This window comes from Candidatus Latescibacterota bacterium, assembly GCA_020633725.1.
Lineage (GTDB): Bacteria > Krumholzibacteriota > Krumholzibacteriia > JACNKJ01 > JACNKJ01 > VGXI01.
This window is the reverse complement of record JACKDC010000005.1, coordinates 220,038-240,943: the sequence shown is the minus strand read 5'-3', so window position 1 is coordinate 240,943 and position 20,906 is coordinate 220,038. Positions and strand designations below refer to the sequence as shown.

The following is a 20,906-nucleotide window of genomic DNA, read 5'->3' as shown; positions in this document are numbered from 1 at the left end:
GCGGCGATTATAGGGAGTCGAGCGCCTCGTTCGCAAGGGCATCGGCCACGGCGTTTTCCGCGCGCGGCACGTGGCGCGCGCGCCAGGCCACGAATCGCGTCAGCGCGAGCCGCGCCTCCTCGTAGAGCGGCTTGAGTCCCGCGTTCTTCACCTTGTAGCGGCCCTCGAGCTGCCGGACGATCAGCTCGCTGTCCATGGCCAGCTCCACGCGTCGCGCGCCGAGCCGGCTGGCCGCGGCGAGGCCGAGCAGCAGGGCCCGGTACTCCGCCTGGTTGTTGGTGAGCACGCCCAGCGCGACGCCCTCGCGGTGCAGCTCCGGGCGATTCGCGCCCGCCCCGGGGCCGTAGATCACGATGCCCGCGGCGGCCAGCCCCGGATTGCCGCGGCTGGCGCCGTCGGTGTGCAGCAGGACCCAGTCCTCGGGGGCCACGGCCTGCCGCGCGGACGCGGGCGCCGGCGTGGGCGCGGGGGCCGCGGCGGCCGGCGACTCCCCCCCCAGCGCGGCCAGCCAGTCCGCGAGCGCGCGGCGGCGATCGGGGGCCAGGTCCAGCCGCGCGCGTTCGCCGCGCAGGTAGGCCAGCAGGGCCGGCAGGTCGGGCGGCAGCGCTCCTCGGCTCACGATTCCTCCTCCACGCGCAGCACGAGCCGTCCGCATCCCTGACAGGGGATCACGCGGCCCTGGGATTTGACCTCGACGAGTTCCTGCGGCGGGAGGGCCGCGCCGCAGCCTCCGCAGCCGCCGCCCCGCAGCGGGGCCAGCGTGCGATGTCCATGGCTGGAGAAGATGCGCCGGTAGCGCCGCGCGTCGGCGTCGGCCATCGCCTCCAGCAGCGCCTCGCGCGCCGCCAGCGACTCGGCCTGCTCCTGCTCGCATTCGCGGCGCTCGTCGTCCAGGGCGCGGCGTTCGTCGTCCAGCGCGGAACGCTCCTCCCCCTCGCGCCGCGCGCGCAGCGCCCCCTCGCGGCTGTGGATCTCCTGCGCCTCGAGCTTGACCAGCAGCGTGTCCTCGACGGTCGCGAGCCGCGCCCGGCAGTGCTCGAGCTGGTGCTCGCTGGCGCGCAGGGCGTCCATGTCGGTGACGGCCTTCTGCTGCTCGGCGAGGCGGGCGAGTTCGCCGCGCAGCACGGCGCTCTCGCGCTCGAGCCGCCGCAGGGCCTCGGCCAGTTCGGCGGCCTCGTCGTCGCGGCGACGGCCCACCTCGCCCTGGCGCGCGACCTCCTCGCCGAGGGCGCGCAGGGCGGCCGGGATCTCCTGCAGCCGGCGCTCGATGAAGGCCAGCCGCCGATCGTGATGATAGAGCTCGCGGAGCTGCTCGCTGTTCTCCATGGCCTCTCGCGGGTTGGCGTCGGTGGGCCCAGCAGGAGTCGAACCTGCGATCAAACGATTATGAGTCGCCTGCTCTAACCACTGAGCTATGGGCCCTTCGCGCGGAGGCTAGAGGCAGGGGCGGGTCGCGTCAAGCGGCGGCGCAAAAGACGAGGGCGGCCTCCGCAGAAGCCGCCCTCGTCCGGGCTTGCAAGACGTCACGGAATGCGCGGGGCCGAGCCCTCGCGGGATCCCCCTACTGGAGGGGAATCCCCGTGACCGTTACTCCAAAGGGGCGTCACCCAGGTCCTTCACGTGGCACTTGTTGCAGAGCGAGCGCTGGTTGGTGACGAACGTGTACTCATAGTACATGTTGTCGGCGTCGTCCTGCGACCAGCCCGTGTCCGTGGGCTGCGGGTGGCTGTCGGCGATGAAGGTCTCGCCGAAGTCCCAGCGGCCCGCGTTCGCGAAGGCGGACGCGTGAGCGCGGTGGCAGCTCAGGCACATGACCTGATCGGTGCCCGCCGGGCCCTGCGTGTAGTTGGTCGGATCCACGGTCTCCAGATCCACGTTCACGGCCTCGAAGGGCACCAGGCCCCAGAACGCCGTCGTGGGATCGCCGCCGACGGTCTCGTCGGTGCTGATGTACGCATTGTACGCGGCCGCGATCGTGGAGCCCAGGTTCTCACCGGTGGGATGCACGAAGTTGGTCGTGTTGTCGGAATGGAAGTTGGTGTGGCAGTTCGCGCACCACTCGCTCATGCCGTTCTTGTAGACGGTGTGCTGAGCGTCGGTCTCGTTGCCGCCGCCGCCGACCATGGTCCGGCGGCTGTTGCCCACGGCCTCGGGGGCCGGGTTGTCGAAGTCGTAGCGGCCGCCGTTGTACACCGGGCCCATGTCCGTGCCGTAGAGCAGACGGAAGTTCTGGTTGCCGTGGGGATCGTGGCAGCTGGTGCAACGCAGGTAGGTCGACAGGAAGTCGCCGCCCGGCGCCTCGGTCAGCGTGATGTCGGCTTCCAGGCCGTTGGCCGGGGAGACGATGTTGTGACCGTGGTTGTCGCCGTAGCTATAGGTGGTGTGGCCGTGGGCGCTCCAGCTGTAGTCACGGGTGAGCCAGTAGAAGTCGCCGCCGGGGCCGTAGCCCAGGCCGCCGTAGAACTGGCCGTAGGACGCATGGCAGCTCAGGCAGGTGTCGCTGGCGTTGCCGACCTTGAGCAGGTACTCGTTGCCGATGGGATTGTCGCCCACCTGCATGCCGTCGTCGCTGTTGTGCATGGTATGGCAGCCGGCGCACTCCGCAACGCCGCCGTCGTGGAAGGCCAGCGCGCTGCCGCTGGCGAGGATGACCAGCGCCGCGGCCAGGGCGAAGAGCTTGAACAGTTTCATTGCTAGTACCTCATGGTGATGGATTCGAACCCGGAAAGGCCCCAGGGAGCCCCCCCATCGTTGGAAACACGAGATGCGTCAGCCACTGACGCGGAGCGATTCAACCCCCTTGCTTCGAAGTTCACGGATGATGCTGAATTCAAGTCGGCGAGACGGCCCTCGCCGGCAGCCGCGCGCGCGGCCCCGGCCTGGCTGTCGTAGAGACGGTAGATCTGCACGCGGCCCGCGAAGCTCTGCGCCACGATGACGCGGCCGTCGGCGGTGGCGGCGATGGAACTCGGGTGGTAGAACTGCCCCGGGTGAGTGCCCAGGCTGCCGTACTCCCCCAGGAAGACGTGCTCGGCGTCGAAGAGCAGGACCACGTGGCGCAGGCGGTCGAGCACGAGCAGCGATCCGTTCGGCGCCACGGCCACGCCCACCGGCAGCACCATGCGTCCGCGCGCGGAACCGAAGCGCCCGAAGCTGTCCAGCGGACGCCCCTCGGCGTCCTGCACCAGCACGCCGTGCAGCGACGCGCTCGTGATGTAGAGGCGGCCGTCCGCCGCCTCCGCGGGACGCCCCAGCCCCAGATCGCGATCGCCGGCCTCGGGCGCCAGCGTGCGGCTCCAGAGCAGCGCGCCGGCCGCGTCGTGCTTGCAGAGCAGCCGGTGCGTGTTGTCCACGGTGACGAGCCCGCCGTCACGCGTGATCAGCAGGTGCTCGGGGAACCAGTCGTCGGCGGGAAGGGCCACGTCGAAGGCGTCAGGCTCGCCGCGCAGATCGAGCCGGCGCAGCGTGCGGCCGCGGCCGGCGTCCATGTCGGTGAAGACGAAGCGCCCCTCGGCGTCGATGGCCGCGTCGAGCGGCTGGCTGAGCGCGGCGAGGGCGTCGGTGGCGAAGGTGTAGATGCCGTCCGCGGTGTAGACGCGCAGGCTGCGCGCGGCGGCGTCGGTCACGCAGAGCACGTCGTCCCCGTCCGCGTAGCTCACGGCGACGGGCCGCCCACAGGGGCGGTCGTGATAATCCGGTGACAACGCTCCCGCGTAGTCCATCACCCAGGCTGCTGTCGCGTCAGTCGCGTTGAACAGGGCTGGGATCAGAACGAGCAGTGAGCCGGTGACGACCGTCTTGACCGAGAGCTTGCGCTCCATGCTCGCGTCCTTCTCCGGGTCGCTGTGCGAGGTTAACCTCGCTGACCGGTCAGTATGTTACCTAATTCACAACATTCCAGTCAAGAACCTCTTTTACCCCTGTACTCGATTTTGGCCTTCCGGGTGAAGTTTCAACTCCCCGCAACCACACTGGGAGCGGGCGATGCGGCTCGGGCGCGGGCCCCAGCGCGAACGGGGGGAGAGCCTGTGGCCCTCCCCCCGTCGGTTCGCTCGAGCTGACGCCCCTAGCGGCTGCGGATCTTGTCCGTGTGGCACTGGACGCAGAGCCGACCGCCCGGGTCTCCCGTCAGGAAGTACTTGAAGGACGAGCCGTGCGGATCGTGGCAGCTGAGGCAGCCCAGCTCCTTGCCGGTCCGCGGGTCGGTCACCCCGGCCCCCACCGGATGGCTCACGTGCTTGGTGAAGTCGTGGCACTTGCTGCAGAGCTCCTGGGTGGGACTCCGCGGCGCCGTTGACTCCGCGTGGGGGTCGTGGCAGCTCGCGCAGAGGCCGCGCGGACCCTCGGGATGGCGGTGCTCGGCGGCCGTCAGGTGCTCCGCCTCGGCGGCGTGGCAGCGCGCACACAGCTCCACCTGATCGGCCGCCAGCAGGTGCTGCTGCCCCGCGGCGTGGGGCAGGTGGCAGCTGGTGCAGGCGGCGTCGGTGTTCAGCACCGGGTGGACCTTGCCCTCGAGGACGTCCTGCTCCAGCCCGGCGTGGCAGGTGAAGCAGAGCTCGCGCTGGGGCGCGATCACGGCCGGGCTGCCCGCGTGGCAGTCCCCGCAGCTGCGCTCCGCGTAGGGCGGGTGCACCGATCCCTCGCGCTCGAGCCCCGCGCCGCGCGAGCGGTGGGGATCGTGGCAGCTCGTGCAGTTCACGTCGGTGAGGTCGAAGCCGCCGTGGGCGCTGCTCATCGCCTTGCCGCCGGTGTCGTGGCAGGCGAAGCAGAGTCCCGGCACGGCGTCCACCAGCATCGACGGCTGGCCGCTGCCGTGGCTGTCGTGGCAAGCCGCGCAGTCCCCGTCGGCGACGGGCGCGTGGGCCTTGCCCCGCGAGGCGTCGCCGATGGCCGGGTGGCAGCTGAGGCAGAGCGTGCCGGGCGCCTTGCGCAGCAGGGCGGGCTGGGCGGAGGCGTGGCCGTCGTGGCAGCGCTCGCACTGGCCGTCGCGCACGGGCGCATGGGCGAGCGCGCGGTCGGGGTAGAGCGCGCCCTCGTCGTGGCAGCCGAGGCAGGTCTCCCCCACCGGGCCGCGGAAGAGGTGCTCGCCGTTCGCGGCGTGCGGGTTGTGGCAGTCCTGGCACTCGCCGGCCTCCACCGGGGCATGCACCACCTTGACGTTCGGTCCCGCGGCCGGGTCGTCGTGGCAGTCGAGGCAGACGCCGGCGGCGACGGACGTCGAGCCCTGGCTGTGGCAGACCCCGCAGTCGCGGTCCGCGAAGGGCGGATGCTCGTTGGCGTGCAGCAGCGCGGTCTGCAGACCGCGGTGCGGCTCGTGGCAGCCGAGGCAGTCGACGCCCGACGGGTCGTCCAGCGCGAGATGCGCGCCGCGGAAGCCGGCGCCCTGGCCATCGTGGCACTGGAAGCAGAGCGCCGTCGCCGGCTCCACCAGGAAACCCGCCCGCTGCCCGCCGTGGGGCTCGTGGCAGACGAGACAGTCGTCCTGGGAGGGCGGGTGCACCGACGTCGCGCCCTCGGCGCTCACCACGTCCGCGTGGCAGCCCGTGCAGAGCAGCGGCGACGGCGCCGCGAGCAGGTGCTTCGCGGGCGAGCGGTGCGCGTCGTGGCACTCCGCGCAGCGGCCCTCGGCCACGGGCGCGTGGGGGTGCGGCAGGTCCGCGCCCGCGTCGTGACAGCCGAGGCAGAGCGCCTCCGGCGTCTCCGTGAGCATGCCCTTGCGCTCGCCGCCGTGGGGCAGGTGGCAGTCGAGGCAGTCGCCGGCCTCGGCCGGCGGATGCACCGAGCCGCCCTGGGGCGCGCGGCCGAAGTCCTCGTGGCAGCCGAGGCAGAGCGTCCCCGGCGCGTCCTTGAGCAGATCGGCGCGCGCGGCGACGTGGGGCTCGTGGCAGCTCAGGCAGTCACCTGCGGCCACGACGCCGTGCGGGTGCTCCGACGCGTTGAGCAGCTTCACCTTGAGGTGGCAACTCAGGCAGAGCTCGCCGGCGGGCTCGCGGAGCAGACCGGGCTGGGCCGCGCTGTGCGGCGCGTGACAGACCGTGCAGTCGCGCTTGGCCGCGGGCGTGTGCTCGTGCTGTCCCGCCGCGGGCGTGATCGAGGCCTCCTGGTGGCAGGACCGGCAGAGCTCGCGCTGCGGCTGGCGCAGCAGCTGCGGCTCGGCGGCGCCGTGCGCGTCGTGGCAAGCGCTGCACTGGCCCTTCACCGCCGGGGGATGGCCGTCCGCGCGCTTGAAGTCGCCGGCCTCGTGACAGGTGAAGCAGAGCTGCGCCTGGGGCGCCTTGAGCAGCCCGGGCTCGTTGCTGCCGTGGGGCGAGTGGCAGTCGATGCAGTCGCCGTCGCTGAAGGCCGGGTGCTCCACCGCCGGCTTGCGCTCGGCCTCGTCGTGGCACATGGCGCAGGTGGCGGCGGGCGTCTCGGTCAGCGTGACCTGGCCGGCCGCGTCCACCGTGTGGCAGCTGGCGCAGTCCATGTCCGCCACGGGGGCGTGGATCGAGCGGCGCAGCAGCGACGTCGTGTCCGCGCTGTGCGGATCGTGGCAGTCCACGCAGGCGCCCGCCGCGGCGACGTCCACGCCCGCATGGGCGGTCGTCAGCTTGGCGCCGCCCGCGTGACAGTCGAGGCAGAGCGCGGTGGCCGGCTTCGCGAGCAGGCCGGGCTCGGCGCTGCCGTGGCTCGCGTGGCAGGCGTTGCAGCCCCGCTTGCGCAGCGGCTCGTGCACCACCGGGCGCGTGAACGCCGCGCGATCGTGGCAGGCGTAGCAGCCCTCGGCGCCCTTGCCGGGCAGCAGCATCGGCGCGCCGCTGCCGTGGGGATCGTGGCAGTCGGTGCACTTGCCGCCGTCCAGCGGGCCGTGGAGCACCGGCAGCTCGCGCTGGGCGGCGACGTCCTCGTGGCACTCGAGGCAGAGGCTGTTGATCTCCGCCTTCAGGACGAGACCGCCCATGATGCCGTGCGGCTTGTGGCAGGCCTCGCAGTCGGCCTTGGCGAAGGGGGCGTGGGCGTCGCTGCGGCGGGTCTCGCTCTTCAGGTTGTCGTGACAGTCGAGGCAGGACTTCGAGCCCAGACCGCCCCGCGCGGCCAGCGCCGGCTGCGCGGCCGCGAACAGCGTCAGCGCGAGGGCGAGGGGCGCGAGGAGCTTTTGCGCGCGGCCGTGCGCGGGGAGCAGGCGATGCATCAGTGTCCTCCGCCAGCGCCGCCGGCGGCGCCAGCCGCGGCAGACCTGGTCTCGTCGGGGGTCGTGAGCGCCGCGAGCCGCGCGCGGATCCGCGCCTCGGCGCCGGGCGCGTAGGTCACCGTGGCGGCGTCCTTCAAGCGGGAGATGGCCTCGTTGACGGCCTCGTGCTGCCGCTCCCGCAGCAGCGCCGCGCTCACCGCGCCGCGGCAGGCCGTCAGCGGCGGGGGCGCGGGACGGTCCACGAGCTGCAGCTCGCCGACGGCCCAGCCGCCGTCGCCCTCGCCGTAGGGCAGCGGTCCCACGCGCTGTCCGCGCGCGAGCTGCGCGGCGTCGAGGCCGAGCGCCGACGGCTCCAGCCAGTCCGCGCCCAGGGGGTCGTCCGCGTCGCGCACCGAGGGATCGCGCGCGCTGAGCCAGCCGAACTGCGCGCCGGACTCCAGCTGCGCGAGGAAGCGGCGGGCGGCGGCTTCGTCGCCGAAGCCCACGCTGCGGAGCTTGACGCGGGGCGGATCCGCGAAGCGCTGGGCATTGGCCGCGTAGTAGGCGGCCACGTCGGCGTCGGCGGGCTCCTGCACGCCCATCAGGACGGCCTTGAGCACCTCCTCGCGAATCAGCGCACGCTCCAGCTGACGGGCCTCCACTTCCACGGCGGGACTGTGGTCGAAGCCCCGCTGGCGCGCCTCGTAGCTGAGCAGGGCCTCGTCCAGCCACTGGCGAAAGACCTCGTCGCGCATGGCGTCCGTGTTGTCGCGGCCCGAGAGCCCGTGGAAGTACTTGAAGAGGATCTGACGGTTCAGCGCCCCCACGGTGAGCCGCCCGGTGGGCAGCGTCGCCAGGACGGCGTCGCTGTCCTTGTAGCGGTCCAGCACCGCGGGATCGGTGGAGCCGAAGTCCAGGGTCGCCAGCAGCGAGTCGTTGACGGTCACGCCGTACTCGTCCTTCAGCGCTCCGACGAAGCGCCGCACGGCGGCCATGCGCTCCTCGCGCTCCAGGCGCTTGTGCATGGCGTCGCGCATCGCGGGCGACTGCCCGGCGGACTCCGTGCGCGTCTCGAGCAGCGTGATCAGGTGCCAGCCGAACTCGGTTTCGATGGGTCCCGCCACCTCGCCGGGCGCCAGCGAACCGGTGGCCGCCTCGAAGGCCGGCACGTAGGCGCCGGCGGGCGCCCAGCCCAGGTCGCCGCCCTTGGGCGCGTTGCCGTCGGTGGAGTGGCGCCGCGCCAGGCCCGCGAAATCGGCCCCCGCCGCCAGGCTGTCGAGCAGGCCGCGCGCGCTCGCCTCGTCGGGGACGAGGATGTGCGCCACGTGCCGGAAGGTGGTCTCCTTGTTCATGGCGCTGTCCAGCGCCGCCGCGGCGCTGCTCGCCGACTGCGCCGACACCGAATCGAGCAGCGCCACCACCGCGCGTATCCGGCGCAGGTCGAGCACCTGATTGCGGACGGCGGGCTCCTCCTCCGCGCCCATGCGATAGCCCTCCTGCTCGAGCAGGCGGTTCTCGACGAGCCGCTCGAGGATGTCGACCGCGGGCGGGGCGGCCGCGGGGTCCAGGGGGCGGCTGCCCAGTTCGGCGTCCAGGTCGGCGAGGGTCACGGTCTCGCCGTTGACCAGCGCGAGCGCGGCGTCGTCCGCTGGCGCGCCGCCGCGGGCGGCCCCCGGCGCGAAGGGCATGGCGAAGGCGAGCGCCGCGGCGAGCGGCGCGAGACGTCGGCAGGTCATTGCGATTCTCCGGATGAGGGGGCGACGGCCAGGGCCGCCGCGTCGTGGTCCAGGGCGCTCACCAGCGACTCGGCGAGGGAGTCGAGCCGCGTGAGCCAGGTGATGTTGCGGGGCCGGCCGAAGCTGCCGCGCAGCTCGGCGGCGGGCAGGTAATCCTCGACGACCCGGCGCAGCACGCCGCTGTCGCTGTCCACCAGCTCGAGGGAGGCGTAGCACGGCCGCTGCGCAGCGCGCGCGCCCAGGCGCGGGGGCGCGTCCTCGGCGCCGTCCGCCGCGTCGGTGACGGCGAAGCCCACGGAGCGGTCAGGCGTGACGTACTCGCTCAGGAAGGGACGGAGCAGGGGCGCGCCGCCGTGGGCCTCGCCCAGCGCGCGGCGATCGCCGTCGCCCAGGTGCGCCGGGTGCGTGCCCGCCGCGCGCAGCTCGCCGAGGAGCAGCGACGGCGCGGGCAGCAGCCAGCGGCCGGACGCCAGCAGCCGACGAAGCAGGCAGGCCTCGAGCAGGGCGGGCCCCTCCACCGCCCCGCCGGCGGTGACCGCGGGCAGTGTCAGCAGGGCGCGGGCGTCCGCGCGCGGGAGCGGCTCGGGGTCGGCGGCCGCCGCGAGTTCGAGGACGGCGTCGCCCAGCGCGCGGCGCCAGTCGGCGCCGGACTCCAGCGGGCGCTCGACCACGCCGACCTGAGCGAGACGGCCGTCGGCCGTGTCGATGGACTCCAGAACCAGGAACAGCTCACCGGGCGCGAGGACCAGCCGCAGCACCAGCGCGCGCTCGGCGCCGCAGCGATCCGCGAGGGCGGCGAGCACCGCGGCGTCGACGTCCGTGGCCGCGCGCACGCGATGGGCGCGGAGGATCGGCTCCACCGCCGCGCCCGCGCACACGCGACGCCCGGGGCTGGCGAAGGCCGCGACCAGGGCCCGGCTCGCCTCGTCCCGCAGCGCCGCCGGCGCGGCCGGGGACCGCACGCCCTCGCTCGCGCTCAGGAAGAGCAGCAGGGCCGACGGCGGCAGCGGCGCGGCGGCCGCGCGTCCGGTCGGTCCCGCCAGGACCAGCGCCGCAAGCAGCGGCAGGATGCGAGGGCGGAACGTCAAAAGAGCGTCCCCAGGGCGCGGTCCACGGCGTCGGCGGAAACGTCGTGCAGGGAGCGGCCGCCCAGGCCGAAGAGGCGCCGCCAGAAGGACCCGCCGCCCTCGTGCACCTCGGCGCGCCAGACCAGCGTGCCGGACTGGGTCTCGCTCAGGGTGAAGGACGCGGTGACCTGGTTCTGCGTCTCGCGATGCTCGCGCACGGGACCGTACTCCTCCACCGTGCCGCCGAAGAGGGCGTCCACGGCGAGGGCCTTGCCCAGCGCGACGATCTGCTCGGGGCTGAGGGTCATCCCCGCGCTGACGTTCATCCGGGTCATGGCCTCGCGCACCGCGCCGGCCTCCACCACCTCCACCACGTTCGCGCTGAGCAGCCGGGTGACGAAGAGCGAGGTGATGCGCTCGTCCGCGAACTCGTCGCCGCTGAGATTGCTGAAGGGGAGCAGCGCCACGCGCCGCACGTAGCCCAGGTCCACGTCCGGGTGGAGGAAGCTCTTCACCGTCGGCGCGCAGCCCGCCGACAGCGCGAGTCCGAGCGCGAGCAGGAGACCCATCCGCCGCAATCCAAGCATCGTAGCTCTCTCCTTGTTGTCGCCCCGCCGGCCGTTCCGCCGCGGCCGCAGCTAGAAGACCAGACTGCCCTTCACGAAGGTGTTCAGCGGCGAGCTGCTGCCCTGCGCGCGCCGCGTGCGCTGGGCGTCCACGCCGCCCTCCAGGAGCAGCCGCGGGCGCGGCTCCCAGGTGACGGACGCGCCCGCCCCGGCCTGTCGGGTGTCCACCCGTGTATCAGAGAACTGGTTGGCGTTCAAATGCACGGCGAGATCCCCGCCGGGCAGCGGCGACCACGTGAGCGTGTGCCGCACGAGCCACTCGCCCTTGTCGCGCACCTGGTAGGTCACCGTGCTGCGCAGGCTGACGAGGGGAACGGGCGTCAGGCCCAGGCTGAGCGAGCTGTCGTTGAAGGGCGTGAAGCCCGCGCCCGCCTCCCGCCGGACCCAGCGATCGGTTCGCGTGAGGTCCACGTAGAGCCAGCGCGCCGGCACGCTCCGCAAGACGCTCTGGGACGTGAAGGAGCGCGAGCTCAACGCGGCCGTGCGGTCGTCGAGCCAGCCGTAGCTGAAGCGCTGCGAAACGCGCAGGGCGGGCGCGAGGCGCAGGTCGGCGTTGACGCTGAGCGCGCGGGTGCGGCGGTCGCCGCCGTCGCCGCGATCGTCCACGCGGTCGTAGTGGACGCCGGCTCTGCTCGCGTCGCCCAGGCGGCGCCGAAGGCCGAAGGCGGCCGTGGTGACGTCGCTGTCGAGCCGGCCGCCGCTCTCCACGCGGTGCAGCTCCGCGCGGGCGCTGGCCGACCAGGCGCCGCGCGTGTAGCTGAGGCCCGCGCCCTGCGCGCGATCGTCGAGGTCGGGGGTGTCGCCGTGGTCGCCGCGGTGGCGGAGCGTCACGTCCACGCGGGCGCTCAGATTCCGCGCGAGGCCGTAGTCCAGCGCCGTGAACAGGCGCTGGCTGTCCGCCTGGTCGCGGGTTTCGCGGCCGGGCGTCGAGTCCGGCGTGTAGACCTCGAGCTCGGTGACGCGGAGCACGGCGCCCACCGGCCCCAGCTTCACGTCCACGAACTTGACGTAGCGGGTGGCCATCGGCGGCTCGATGCTGAACTCCCAGCCCTGCAGTCCGCTGTCGAGATCGCGGTAGACGGCCGTGACGCCCGTCAGTTCCTCCCAGAGCTGGCCCTGGGGATCGTCCGCGATGTAGACGCGCCACTGCAGCAGCTCCGGCGCCAGGGGGCGCCGATCCACGTAGAGCACCGCCTCGCTGAGCGGGAAGGGCCGGCCGAAGTCCATCTGCAGGTTGCGGTAGTCGCCGCCGATCTGCAGGCCCACGGGCGCGTCGTCACCCAGATCGACGCTCGTGCCGGCGCGGCGGTCCAGGTCGCTCAGCCCGGGCACGGACGTGAGCGGATCCTCCAGGGGGTCCTCGATCTCGGGGCTGTCGTCGATGCGCACGCCGACCACCAGGGGTTCGAGCAGGAGGCGTCCATCGTAGGGGTCCTGCCGCGTGTGCTGGTTGAAGCGGCGCGTGCGCGCGCTCACGGACAGGCGCCCGCGACTGCCCTGGAGCCCGTAGACGCCCTCGTAGGCGAGGAGGTGGCTGGAGTTCACGCCGAGGCTGGAGCGCGTCAGGTTCTCCGTGGCGTTGCGCGCGTAGGCGTAGCGCAGGGTGCCCACCGGGCCCAGCGCGGTCTCGGCTCCGGCGGAGCGCAGGGACTCGTGGGTCTCCACCTCGGGCCCCTCGCTGCGCTCGTTCCAGTTCCGGCTGTCGAGCCAGCTTCCCTGGAAGGTCAGCCAGGAGGCCGGGCGCAGGTTGGCCCAGCCACCCAGTTCGCCCGCATCGGAGGTCAGGAGGGGCTGGGGATGCAGCGACTCCTCGCGGCGACGGCCGCTGGCGTGCAGGTCGGCCCGCAGCCAGGACCCGCCGAAGCGCAGCGACGCGATGCCGCGCTGCGTGAGCCGATCCCAGGCGCTGGAGACGTCCCCGACCCGGCTCTGGGTCTCCTCGTCCTGGACCTGCGCCTCGACGCGGAGGCTGAGCGGCCCCCAGAGCGGCATCGACTGCTGGGCCTGGGCGCCACGCGTGATGATCTGCAGCTGGTAGTCCACGCCGGCCGTGCCGCCGTCCTGGTGCCGCTCCTCGTAGCCCAGGCGGCCGTCCGCGGCCCGGGCCGTCCCCCCCTGACCCAGGAGGACGCCGAGCGCCAGCAGCAGGACCAGCGCGGCGCGCGCGGCGCGGCGACTGGCCTCGCTGGGGCTGGAAAGGGCGCATCGGGGAGGACGGGGCATCGTTGTTCGCTCGGTGCGTTGCCACCCCCGGCCTCGCGGGCCAGGGCAGGCTGTCCAGGGCAGTCCCGTGAAGTATAGTACAAATACCGAGTATGCGACCAAAAAATCAAGATTCGCCGGGAATGTTTCCGCCAGTTGCGCTCTCGGGGCGCCCCGCATGTCAGACTGCCGTTCCATCGCCGCCCGACCTGTGATATGATTAGCCGAAGCTTGCACGACAGAGCAAGCAGCCCGTCCATCACCACGTCTTCAGCAAGCAGCGGAGTGTCCATATGAAGTCCAGAGCTATTCTCGCCGCGCTTCTTCTCAGCGGCCTCGTCCTCGTCCAGCCCGCGCTCGCGCAGGACTACCTGTTCGACACCGGCCGGACCTACTTCGAGTACACCGAGTACCCCACCGGGCCGTACGAGGGCATCTTCGAGGCCCAGGGCGCGATCGATCCCAGCGATCCCGACTTCCCCGACGGCGCGGAGGGCTGCTACGGCGTCGTCGTCGACGTCGGCGGCATCTACACGCTGCTCAGCGTTGCCGGCTTCTACAACCCCGACGGCAGCATCGACGGCGTTCTGCTCTTCATCTCGAGCCACGCGCCGCTCGCCCCCGGCGACTACTTCTTCGATCCCGTGGGCTTCACGGTCGGCATGGCCTTCGTGGATGACGCCGTGAACGTGACCTTCCCCGACGATCCGTTCAGCCTCGACTGGGAAGCCTGGCTGGCCACGATCGACGCCGCGCACATCTTCGTCAGCACGTCCGGCTACATCACCATCGACGCGATCAACGCCGAAGAGGCCTACGGCACCTTCCAGGGCCTGATGGTCGACGACCTCGGCAACGGCATCCAGGCGCAGATGTCCAACGGCCAGTGGGAGGTCGGGCACACGTCCGTCGCCACCGAGTCGTCGTCCTGGAGCGAGGTCAAGGCGCTCTACTAGACGCAGGATGGACGCGGCGGAAACGTCGCCACGCCTCGAGCGCAAAGCACACGACGCCTCACCCCCGCGGGGGTGAGGCGTCGTTCTTTTCGCAGGCAGGTTCGAGGATCGGGCGCTCGGCCTAGTAGTTCTCCACGTAGCCCTTGAGCTTGCGCGCCCGGCTGGGATGCTGGAGCTTGCGGATGGCCTTGGCCTCGATCTGGCGGACGCGCTCGCGCGTCACCTGGAAGATCGTGCCTACCTCCTCCAGCGTGCGGGGCGTGCCGTCGCCCAGGCCGAAGCGCAGGCGGATCACCTTCTCCTCGCGGCGCGTCAGCGTGGACAGCACCTTGGTGAGCTGGTCCTGCAGCATGGAGTGCGCCGCGGAGGACGCCGGGCTGTCGGCGTGCATGTCCTCGATGAAGTCGCCGAGGTTGCTGTCCTCGTCCTCGCCGATGGGCCGGTCCAGGCTGATGGGCTCCATGCTCGCCTTCATCACGCTCTTGACCTTCTCCACCGGGAACGCGAGGTACTTGGCCACCTCCTCCGGGGTCGGCTCGCGGCCGTACTCCTGGATCAGCTTGCGGCTGGCCCGGCTCACCTTGTTGATCGCCTCGATCATGTGCACGGGCACGCGGATCGTGCGCGCCTGGTCGGCGATGGCGCGGGTGATGGCCTGGCGGATCCACCAGGTGCCGTAGGTGGAGAACTTGTAGCCCTTGCGGTAGTCGAACTTGTCCACGGCGCGCATCAGGCCGCCGTTGCCCTCCTGGATCAGGTCCAGGAATTCGAGGCCACGGTTCGTGTAGCGCTTGGCGATGGAGATCACCAGGCGGACGTTCGCCTCGATCATCTCCTTCTTCGCCTGCTCGCCGCGGCGCTCGCCCTGCTCGACCCGCGTGAGCAGCGACTCGAGCTGGTCGCGCGTGACGCCGCGCTCCTTCTCCAGCGTCTTGAGGTTGCGGATCAGCGCGTACTGCTTGCGGCGCAGGTCCTCGAGGGCGGTGAGGGTCCAGCGGCCCTTGCCCCGCAGCTGGATGTTCTTCCAGCCGCGCGCCTTCATGCGCTTGATGGTCTCGCGCAGGCCCTCGTAGTCCATGCCCAGGAACTTCTCGTAGTGCGTGATCTGCTTGGACGCCACCTGGAACTCGGCGTAGACCTCGCGCAGGGAGCTCACCAGCTCGTCCACGCGCTTGGGCTGGAAGTTCAGGCCGTGCAGCAGCTCCATCCAGCTCTCGCGGCGGGCGTCCAGGGCCTTCTGGGCGGAGGCCTTCTTGCGCTCGGTGTCCGCGCGCCGGAGCTTCTCCTCGTAGGCGACGATCTCCTGCCCCAGCTTGCGCAGCTTCCTCAGCGTGCGCACCACGGTGCTCTTGTCGCGCTTCTGGGGCGTGTGGTGCTCCTGGTAGCCGCCCGTGTCGACCTGGATCAGATCCTCGACGCTGAGGGCGCCGGCCCCCAGCGCCTCCACCCACTGGTCCACGTGGGCGTCGGTGAACGGCGAGTGGAAGAGCGCCTCGAGCACCTGGTGCTTGCCGGCCTCGATGCGCTTGGCGATGGCGATCTCGCCCTCGCGGTCCAGGAGCGGCACCTTGCCCATCTCGCGCAGGTACATGCGCACGGGGTCGTCGTAGCGCATGGTCTGCTGGGCGGCCTGGCTCATCTTCTCGGAGAGCTTCTTCTGCCGCTGCTCCTGGGCGCGGAGCTTGACCTTGGCCTCGTCATCGCTGTCGAAGACCTCGATCCCCAGCTCGGAAAGCCGCGAGTAGACCCCGTCCACCGCGTCGATGTCGAAGTCCTCGGAGAACTGCTCGTAGATGTCGTCGTGCAGCAGGTAGTTCTTCTTCCCCACGAGCTTCTTCAGGGCGACGATGATGCGACTCGTCTTGGACTTGCTCACGCTTCATGACCCTTTCTGTGCTTCGAGAAGTCGGTCGATGTCGGCCCGCAGGCCGCGAATGGCCTCTCCCACGTGACGCCACTCCGCGAGGAGGTCCGCCGAGACCTCCTCCCCCCCCAGCTCCATGGCCTGGACGCGGCCCTGGAAGTCCCGGTTGAGGTCGAGCATACGTTTCAATTTAAGGCGCAATGCGGCCGCGCGCACCCAGTCCCCGCCCCCTTCGGCCGGCAGGCGCAAAAAAGTCAGCTCGTGCACGCTGCGCGCGGCGGCCGGATCCGGGAAGAGCTCCCCCAGCTCGCCGCTGGCGGGGACCCGGCCCAGGGCGGAGAGCACGGAGAAGATCCGGGCCCGCAGGGGGTCGGCGAAGTGCTCCGGCCGCAGGAGCGCGAAGACCTCGCCCCGCTGGGCCTCCCGCTGGAGGAGAACCGCGAGCATCAGCTTCTCGCGGCGCTCCTGGCTGGCCGCCTCGGCGTCGGCGACGGGCGCGTCATCCCCCTTGCGCCGCGGCGCCGCCTGCCCGGGCTCGGGCTCGGCCTCGGGCCGTCGGCGGGGGCCGCGCCGGCCGTCCGCCACGCGGCGCGTCTCGCGCAGCGCGCGGCGCAGCACGGCGCCGTCCACGCCGAAGGCCTGCGACAGCTCCTCCAGCAGGCTCTCCAGATGCAGGTCGCCCTCGGGGAAGGCGGTGAGGTCCTCCAGGATGCGGCGCACCGCCCGCTCGCGCTCGGCCGGGCGATCGCCACGGCCGGCCACCAGCTCGCGCATGAAGCCGAAGTAGTCCGGCGCACGGCGCAGACGCTCGCGGAAGGCGTCGCCGCCCTCGGCGCGCACCAGGCTGTCGGGATCCTCGCCCTGCGGCATGGCCAGCACGCTGGGCCTCAGGCCCACCGTGAGCAGCACGCCCGCGGCCCGGACGGCGGCCTTCTGGCCGGCCGCGTCGCCGTCGGTCACCACGCAGACGCGCTCGGTGTAGCGGCCCAGCAGCTTCGCCTGATCGCTGCTGAAGGCCGTGCCGCAGGCGGCCACGGCCTGGGGCACGCCCGCCTGGTGCAAGCTGATGACGTCGAAGTAGCCCTCCACCAGCACGGCCAGCTTGCTGCGCCGGATCTCGCGCCAGGCGCGATCGAGGCCGTAGAGGATCGCCTTCTTCGTGTAGACGGGACTGTCCGCGGAGTTCACGTACTTGGGCAGGGAGTCGTCGAGGACGCGCGCGCCGAAGCCCACCACGCGCCCGGCCACGGAGCGCACGGGGAACATGATGCGATTGCGGAAGGCGTCGTAGTAGCCTGGACTCGACGCCTTGCGGCGGATGAGGCCCAGCGCCTCGCAGGCCTCGGGCGCGAAGCCCTGGCGGCTGAGCTGCTGATGCAGATCCCGCCAGGACTGCCCCGCAAAGCCGAGCCCGAAGGCCTCCACGCTCTCGGCGCTCACGTCGCGCCGCGCCAGGTAGTCGCGCGCGCGCGCCGCCGCGCCGCTCTTCGCCAGCTGCTGCGCGTAGAACGCGGCGCTGGACTCGTTGATGCGGTGGTAGAGGTCCGCGCGGCTCCGCTCGCCGTCTCCGCCCCCGCGCCGCTCGATCGGGATGCCCGCCCGCTGGGCCAGGAATTCCAGCGCCTCGCGAAAGGGCAGCCCCTCCTGCTCCATGACGAAGCTGAAGACGTCCCCGCCCTTGTTGCAGCCGAAGCAGTAGAAGTTCTGCCGCTCCTGGTTGACGTTGAAGCTCGGGCTGTTCTCGTGGTGGAAGGGGCAGAGCCCCTGCCAGTTCGAGCCCACGCGGCGAAGCTTGAGGTACTGCCCCACCAGCTCCACGATGTCCGTGGCCTCGCGCACGCGCTCCTTGAAGTCGTCACCGCCGCGGACGGGTTCAGGCATGCCCACCTCCGCGGCGCTCTCCGCCCGCCAGCGTGGCGACGGTCACGCCCGTCCCGCCGCGGTTCTGATCCGCCAGGCCGAAGTGGGCGACGCGGCGGTCGCCCGCCAGCCGCCGGCGCACCTCCTCGCGCAGCACGCCCTCGCCCTTGCCGTGCAGGATCTCCACCACGTGGAAACCGGCGAGCTGGGCGCCGTCGAGGAAGACGTCCAGCGCCTCCGCGGCCTCCTCCGCGCGGTAGCCGCGCAGGTCGAGACGATAGGAGTCGGGCGCCTCGGCGAGGTAGCTCACGCCCGCCAGCGCGTCGCGCTCCGCGGGCCCGGCCGCCGGGCCGCCGTCCCCGGGAGGCAGTGGGCTCAGTTCGGCGAGCGGCAACACCAGGGGCAGGCCGCGCAGGGACACGCGCAGACGTCCCGCGCCCGCGGCCTCGAGGATCTCGGCCGTCTGTCCGGTGGCGCGCAGGCGCACCCGGTCGCCCGCCCGCCAGTGCTCCAGCGGCGGCAGCGCCTCGGCGCGCGCCCGCGCCGGCGAGGGCTCCAGCCGCTGCAGCCCGGCGCCCAGCCGCTCGAGGGTCTCGTGGCCGTCGCGGATGCTCTCGCGATCCGCCTCTCGCTCCCGCAGCGCCTTCACGGCGTGCTCGAAGTCGCGGCGCGCGGCGGCGAGGAAATCCTCGGCCTCGCGGCGCGTCTCGGCGAGGATCTCGCGCTCCTCGCCGCGGATGTGACGCAACCGCTCCTCCACCTCGCTCGCCATCCCCTCGTAGCGCGTGCGCAGGGCCTGGGCGTCGGCGCGCGCCTCGGCGGCGGCCTGGGTCTCCCGCTCGAGCCGCTCGAGCAGCGCCTCGAGGCTCAGCGCCTCGGCGCCCAGCAGGCGCTCCGCCTCGGCCAGCACCTCGGGGTTCATCCCCAGGCGGCGCGCCGTGGCGATGGCGCGGCTGCTGCCGGGGATGCCGAGGCTCAGCGTGTAGAGCGGCTGCCGCGCCTGAGGATCGAAGTCCATGGCGGCGTTGGCCGCGCCGTCCGTCTCCTGGGCGAAGCCCTTGAGGACGCCGAAGTGCGTGGTCACCACCGCGCGCGCGCCGCGGCCGATCCAGTGCGCCATCAGGGCCTGGGCCAGCGCCGCGCCCTCTTCCGGGTCGGTGCCATCGCCGATCTCGTCCACGAGGATGAGTGCGTCGGGAGCGGCGCCATCGGCCATGTCGCCCAGCCGCGCGAGGTGCGCGCTGAAGGTGGAGTGCGAGTCGCGCAGGGACTGCTCGTCGCCGATGTCGGCGAAGAGGCTGCCGAAGAGCGGCAGCCGGCTGCCCTCGGCGGCGGGCACGGGGAGGCCGCACTGGTTCATCAGCACCAGGAGGCCGAGGGTCTTGAGCATGACCGTCTTGCCGCCGGTGTTGGGGCCGGTCACGAGCAGCAGACGGCTCGCGGCGTCCAGGTCGAGGTCCAGGGGCACCGGACGGCGTCCCGCGGGCAGGTAGCGCGCCAGCAGCGGATGCACCGCGGCCTTCAGCACGAGACGGTCCTCGCCCGCTGGCGACCACTCGGCCCAGGTCCAGCGCCGCTCGCGCGCGAGCCGCGCCGCGGCCAGCGGCAGCTCGAGGCGGTGCGCGGCGTCCAGGCGCTCGCGGATGGGATCCACCCACGCGCCCACGCGCGCGGTCAGGGCGCGCAGGATGCGCGCGCACTCCGCGGACTCCTCGGCCAGCAGATCCGCGAGCGCGTTGTTCAGCTCGACGGTCTCGAGCGGCTCGACGAAGAGCGTCTTGCCGCTCGACGACGCGTCGTGGACGATCCCCGGCAGCTGGCTCCGCTGCTCGCGGCGCACGGGCAGGACGAGACGGCCCGAACGCAGGCGCGGGCGCAGATCGCGCTCGCCCTCGGCCAGCCGCTCGCGGATCAGCGCGTCCAGCGTGCCGCGGAGGCGATCGCGTCCCTCGCGGATGCGCGCGCGCACGCGCGCGAGCGCGGGGCTGGCGCCGTCGCGGACGGCGCCCTCCTCGTCGACGCAGCGCTCGATCTCCGAGGCCAGGCCGCGCAGGTCGGGCGGGTTGCCCCAGTCGCCGTGCAGCACCGGCGCACGCTCGCGCTGGGCCGCGAGGAAGTCCCCGAGGCGCACGAGCGCGTTCAGGCACCGGGCCAGGGTCCAGAGGTCGTCGCCGGGCAGCTGCGCCCCGGGACGCCGGGCGCGCTCGAGGCCCGCCCCCAGGTCGACGAGGCCGGCCAGCTCGGGCTCGCGGCCCTCGTCGAGCAGGCGGATCCACGCCGCCACCCGCTCGCGGCGCGCCTCGATGGCGGCGCTGTCGGTCAGGGGCGCGAGCGACCGCAGCGCCTCCGCGCTGCGCGGAAAGCGCACGCGCGCGGCGAGTTCCTCGAGCAGCTCGGGGAACTCGAGGCGCTGGGGCGCGTCGCCGCAGCGCAGGGCCGGCGCGTCGCGAAGCCAGGGCATCAGACCGCGCCTCGCGGCGCGCCGCCGGGCACGACCACCTGGCGCAGGCGCTCGAAGAGGCCGGGGGTGACGTCGATCATCGTGTCCAGGAACTGCGCCTCCCAGCCCGTCGCCTGGTTCGCCAGCTCCTGCGCGATGCCCAGCGAGTTCAGCAGCGAGAGGATCGCCCCGGCCACGACGAGGCCCATGCCCAGCCCCAGCGCCGCGCCGCCGAGGCGGTCGACCCAGGCGAGCGGCGTCCAGCCGATGGCCTTCGCCAGCAGCCAGCCCACGAGGGCGAAGACGGCCGTGATCGCCACGAAGCAGACGAGGACCAGCAGGATCCAGCTCCCGGTGAACTCCAGCGCGCCGGGCAGCTGCGGCGCCACCCAGATCGCCACCGGCCGCGCGAGGAGCAGGCCCGCCACGAGACCCAGCAGCTTGAACGCGCTGCGGATCAGCCCGCCACGAAAGCCGTGATAGAGGCCCAGGCCCAGGGTGGCCGCCAGGGCGATGACCAGCAGATGAACTCCCATGCCGGCTACCCGGCCAGCCGGCGCTTGACCAGGGCGCTGACCGCGGCGCCGTCGGCCCGGCCTGCGGCGCGCTGGAGGGTTTCCTTCATGACGCGGCCCATGTCCTGCATGCCGCCGGCGCCGAGGTCGCGGACCACGGCCTCCACGAGCTCGAGGAGCTCGCCCTCGCCCAGGGCCTGCGGCAGGTAGCCCTGCACGATGTCCGCCTCCGCGAGTTCCTTGTCCACGAGGTCCTGCCTGCCGCCCTTCTCGTACTCGGCGGCGGCGTCGCGGCGCTTGCGGGCGTAGCGCGTGAGGACGTCGAGGATCTCCGCCTCGTCGAGCGCGTGGCCGCGCTCGATGCGCGCGTTCGTCATCTCCGCGCGAAGCATGCGCAGGACGCCGACGCGCGCCTTCTCGCCGGCCTTCATGGCCGTCTTCAGATCGTCATCGAGTTGCTGCTGAAGGCTCATGCCCCTCCCTGACCGGC

15 protein-coding genes and 1 tRNA gene are annotated in these 20,906 nt (G+C 72.6%); 1 reads left to right on the top strand and 15 read right to left on the bottom strand.

Going from position 1 to position 20,906, the window contains the following annotated elements; translation table 11 throughout:
* Window positions 1–7 precede the first annotated feature (7 nt).
* From H6693_12055 to H6693_12010, 10 genes are all read right to left on the bottom strand, one after another.
* Complete coding sequence (locus H6693_12055; protein MCB9516915.1) at window positions 8–655, bottom strand: ribonuclease HI family protein; 648 nt, start codon at window positions 653–655, stop codon at window positions 8–10.
* A complete protein-coding gene (locus H6693_12050) occupies window positions 616–1,326 on the bottom strand; it encodes a hypothetical protein (GenBank protein MCB9516914.1) in 711 nt (236 codons plus the stop codon). Before H6693_12050 ends, H6693_12055 begins: the two co-directional genes overlap by 40 nt.
* 23 nt (window positions 1,327–1,349) lie before the next feature.
* A tRNA-Ile gene (locus H6693_12045) sits at window positions 1,350–1,422 on the bottom strand.
* Window positions 1,423–1,587: 165 nt separating this feature from the next.
* A complete protein-coding gene (locus tag H6693_12040) occupies window positions 1,588–2,691 on the bottom strand; it encodes a hypothetical protein (GenBank protein MCB9516913.1) in 1,104 nt (367 codons plus the stop codon).
* A 2-nt stretch (window positions 2,692–2,693) separates the two neighbouring features.
* Complete coding sequence (locus tag H6693_12035; GenBank protein ID MCB9516912.1) at window positions 2,694–3,821, bottom strand: NHL repeat-containing protein; 1,128 nt, start codon at window positions 3,819–3,821, stop codon at window positions 2,694–2,696.
* Between the two features lie 245 nt (window positions 3,822–4,066).
* Entirely contained in the window at window positions 4,067–7,171 is a 3,105-nt protein-coding gene (locus tag H6693_12030; GenBank protein MCB9516911.1) for a hypothetical protein, read from the bottom strand.
* Window positions 7,171–8,886: a peptidylprolyl isomerase gene (locus H6693_12025; GenBank protein ID MCB9516910.1), complete on the bottom strand. Its 1,716-nt coding sequence runs from the start codon at window positions 8,884–8,886 to the stop codon at window positions 7,171–7,173. Before H6693_12025 ends, H6693_12030 begins: the two co-directional genes overlap by 1 nt.
* Window positions 8,883–9,974: a hypothetical protein gene (locus H6693_12020; protein ID MCB9516909.1), complete on the bottom strand. Its 1,092-nt coding sequence runs from the start codon at window positions 9,972–9,974 to the stop codon at window positions 8,883–8,885. The genes H6693_12025 and H6693_12020 overlap by 4 nt, the downstream gene beginning before the upstream one ends.
* On the bottom strand, window positions 9,971–10,522 hold the full coding sequence (locus tag H6693_12015) for a hypothetical protein (GenBank protein ID MCB9516908.1): 552 nt from the start codon (window positions 10,520–10,522) through the stop codon (window positions 9,971–9,973). The genes H6693_12020 and H6693_12015 overlap by 4 nt, the downstream gene beginning before the upstream one ends.
* 69 nt (window positions 10,523–10,591) lie before the next feature.
* Complete coding sequence (locus tag H6693_12010) at window positions 10,592–12,802, bottom strand: hypothetical protein (GenBank protein ID MCB9516907.1); 2,211 nt, start codon at window positions 12,800–12,802, stop codon at window positions 10,592–10,594.
* Between the two features lie 272 nt (window positions 12,803–13,074).
* Here H6693_12010 and H6693_12005 point away from each other — a divergent pair, with 272 nt between their 5' ends.
* Complete coding sequence (locus H6693_12005; GenBank protein ID MCB9516906.1) at window positions 13,075–13,737, top strand: hypothetical protein; 663 nt, start codon at window positions 13,075–13,077, stop codon at window positions 13,735–13,737.
* 121 nt (window positions 13,738–13,858) lie between these two features.
* Here the strand turns inward: H6693_12005 and rpoD are convergent, their stop codons facing one another.
* Genes rpoD through H6693_11980 form a run of 5 tightly spaced genes read right to left on the bottom strand, consistent with a single transcriptional unit; the run spans window position 13,859 to window position 20,889 of the window.
* Entirely contained in the window at window positions 13,859–15,613 is a 1,755-nt protein-coding gene (gene rpoD, locus H6693_12000) for an RNA polymerase sigma factor RpoD (protein MCB9516905.1), read from the bottom strand.
* A 3-nt stretch (window positions 15,614–15,616) separates the two neighbouring features.
* On the bottom strand, window positions 15,617–17,482 hold the full coding sequence (locus H6693_11995) for a DNA primase (protein MCB9516904.1): 1,866 nt from the start codon (window positions 17,480–17,482) through the stop codon (window positions 15,617–15,619).
* On the bottom strand, window positions 17,475–19,922 hold the full coding sequence (locus H6693_11990) for a Smr/MutS family protein (protein MCB9516903.1): 2,448 nt from the start codon (window positions 19,920–19,922) through the stop codon (window positions 17,475–17,477). The genes H6693_11995 and H6693_11990 overlap by 8 nt, the downstream gene beginning before the upstream one ends.
* Window positions 19,922–20,437: a CvpA family protein gene (locus tag H6693_11985; protein MCB9516902.1), complete on the bottom strand. Its 516-nt coding sequence runs from the start codon at window positions 20,435–20,437 to the stop codon at window positions 19,922–19,924. The genes H6693_11990 and H6693_11985 overlap by 1 nt, the downstream gene beginning before the upstream one ends.
* A gap of 5 nt (window positions 20,438–20,442) precedes the next feature.
* On the bottom strand, window positions 20,443–20,889 hold the full coding sequence (locus H6693_11980) for a GatB/YqeY domain-containing protein (GenBank protein MCB9516901.1): 447 nt from the start codon (window positions 20,887–20,889) through the stop codon (window positions 20,443–20,445).
* Between the last annotated feature and the right edge of the window lie 17 nt (window positions 20,890–20,906).

Coding starts and splice junctions, on each gene's coding strand:
- H6693_12055 (MCB9516915.1), bottom strand. CDS start 655: ATGCGGACGGCTCGTGCTGCGCGTGGAGGAGGAATCGTGAGCCGAGGA.
- H6693_12050 (MCB9516914.1), bottom strand. CDS start 1,326: ATGGAGAACAGCGAGCAGCTCCGCGAGCTCTATCATCACGATCGGCGG.
- H6693_12040 (MCB9516913.1), bottom strand. CDS start 2,691: ATGAAACTGTTCAAGCTCTTCGCCCTGGCCGCGGCGCTGGTCATCCTC.
- H6693_12035 (MCB9516912.1), bottom strand. CDS start 3,821: ATGGAGCGCAAGCTCTCGGTCAAGACGGTCGTCACCGGCTCACTGCTC.
- H6693_12030 (MCB9516911.1), bottom strand. CDS start 7,171: ATGCATCGCCTGCTCCCCGCGCACGGCCGCGCGCAAAAGCTCCTCGCG.
- H6693_12025 (MCB9516910.1), bottom strand. CDS start 8,886: ATGACCTGCCGACGTCTCGCGCCGCTCGCCGCGGCGCTCGCCTTCGCC.
- H6693_12015 (MCB9516908.1), bottom strand. CDS start 10,522: ATGGGTCTCCTGCTCGCGCTCGGACTCGCGCTGTCGGCGGGCTGCGCG.
- H6693_12010 (MCB9516907.1), bottom strand. CDS start 12,802: ATGCCCCGTCCTCCCCGATGCGCCCTTTCCAGCCCCAGCGAGGCCAGT.
- H6693_12005 (MCB9516906.1), top strand. CDS start 13,075: ATGAAGTCCAGAGCTATTCTCGCCGCGCTTCTTCTCAGCGGCCTCGTC.
- H6693_11995 (MCB9516904.1), bottom strand. CDS start 17,482: ATGCCTGAACCCGTCCGCGGCGGTGACGACTTCAAGGAGCGCGTGCGC.
- H6693_11990 (MCB9516903.1), bottom strand. CDS start 19,922: ATGCCCTGGCTTCGCGACGCGCCGGCCCTGCGCTGCGGCGACGCGCCC.
- H6693_11985 (MCB9516902.1), bottom strand. CDS start 20,437: ATGGGAGTTCATCTGCTGGTCATCGCCCTGGCGGCCACCCTGGGCCTG.
- H6693_11980 (MCB9516901.1), bottom strand. CDS start 20,889: ATGAGCCTTCAGCAGCAACTCGATGACGATCTGAAGACGGCCATGAAG.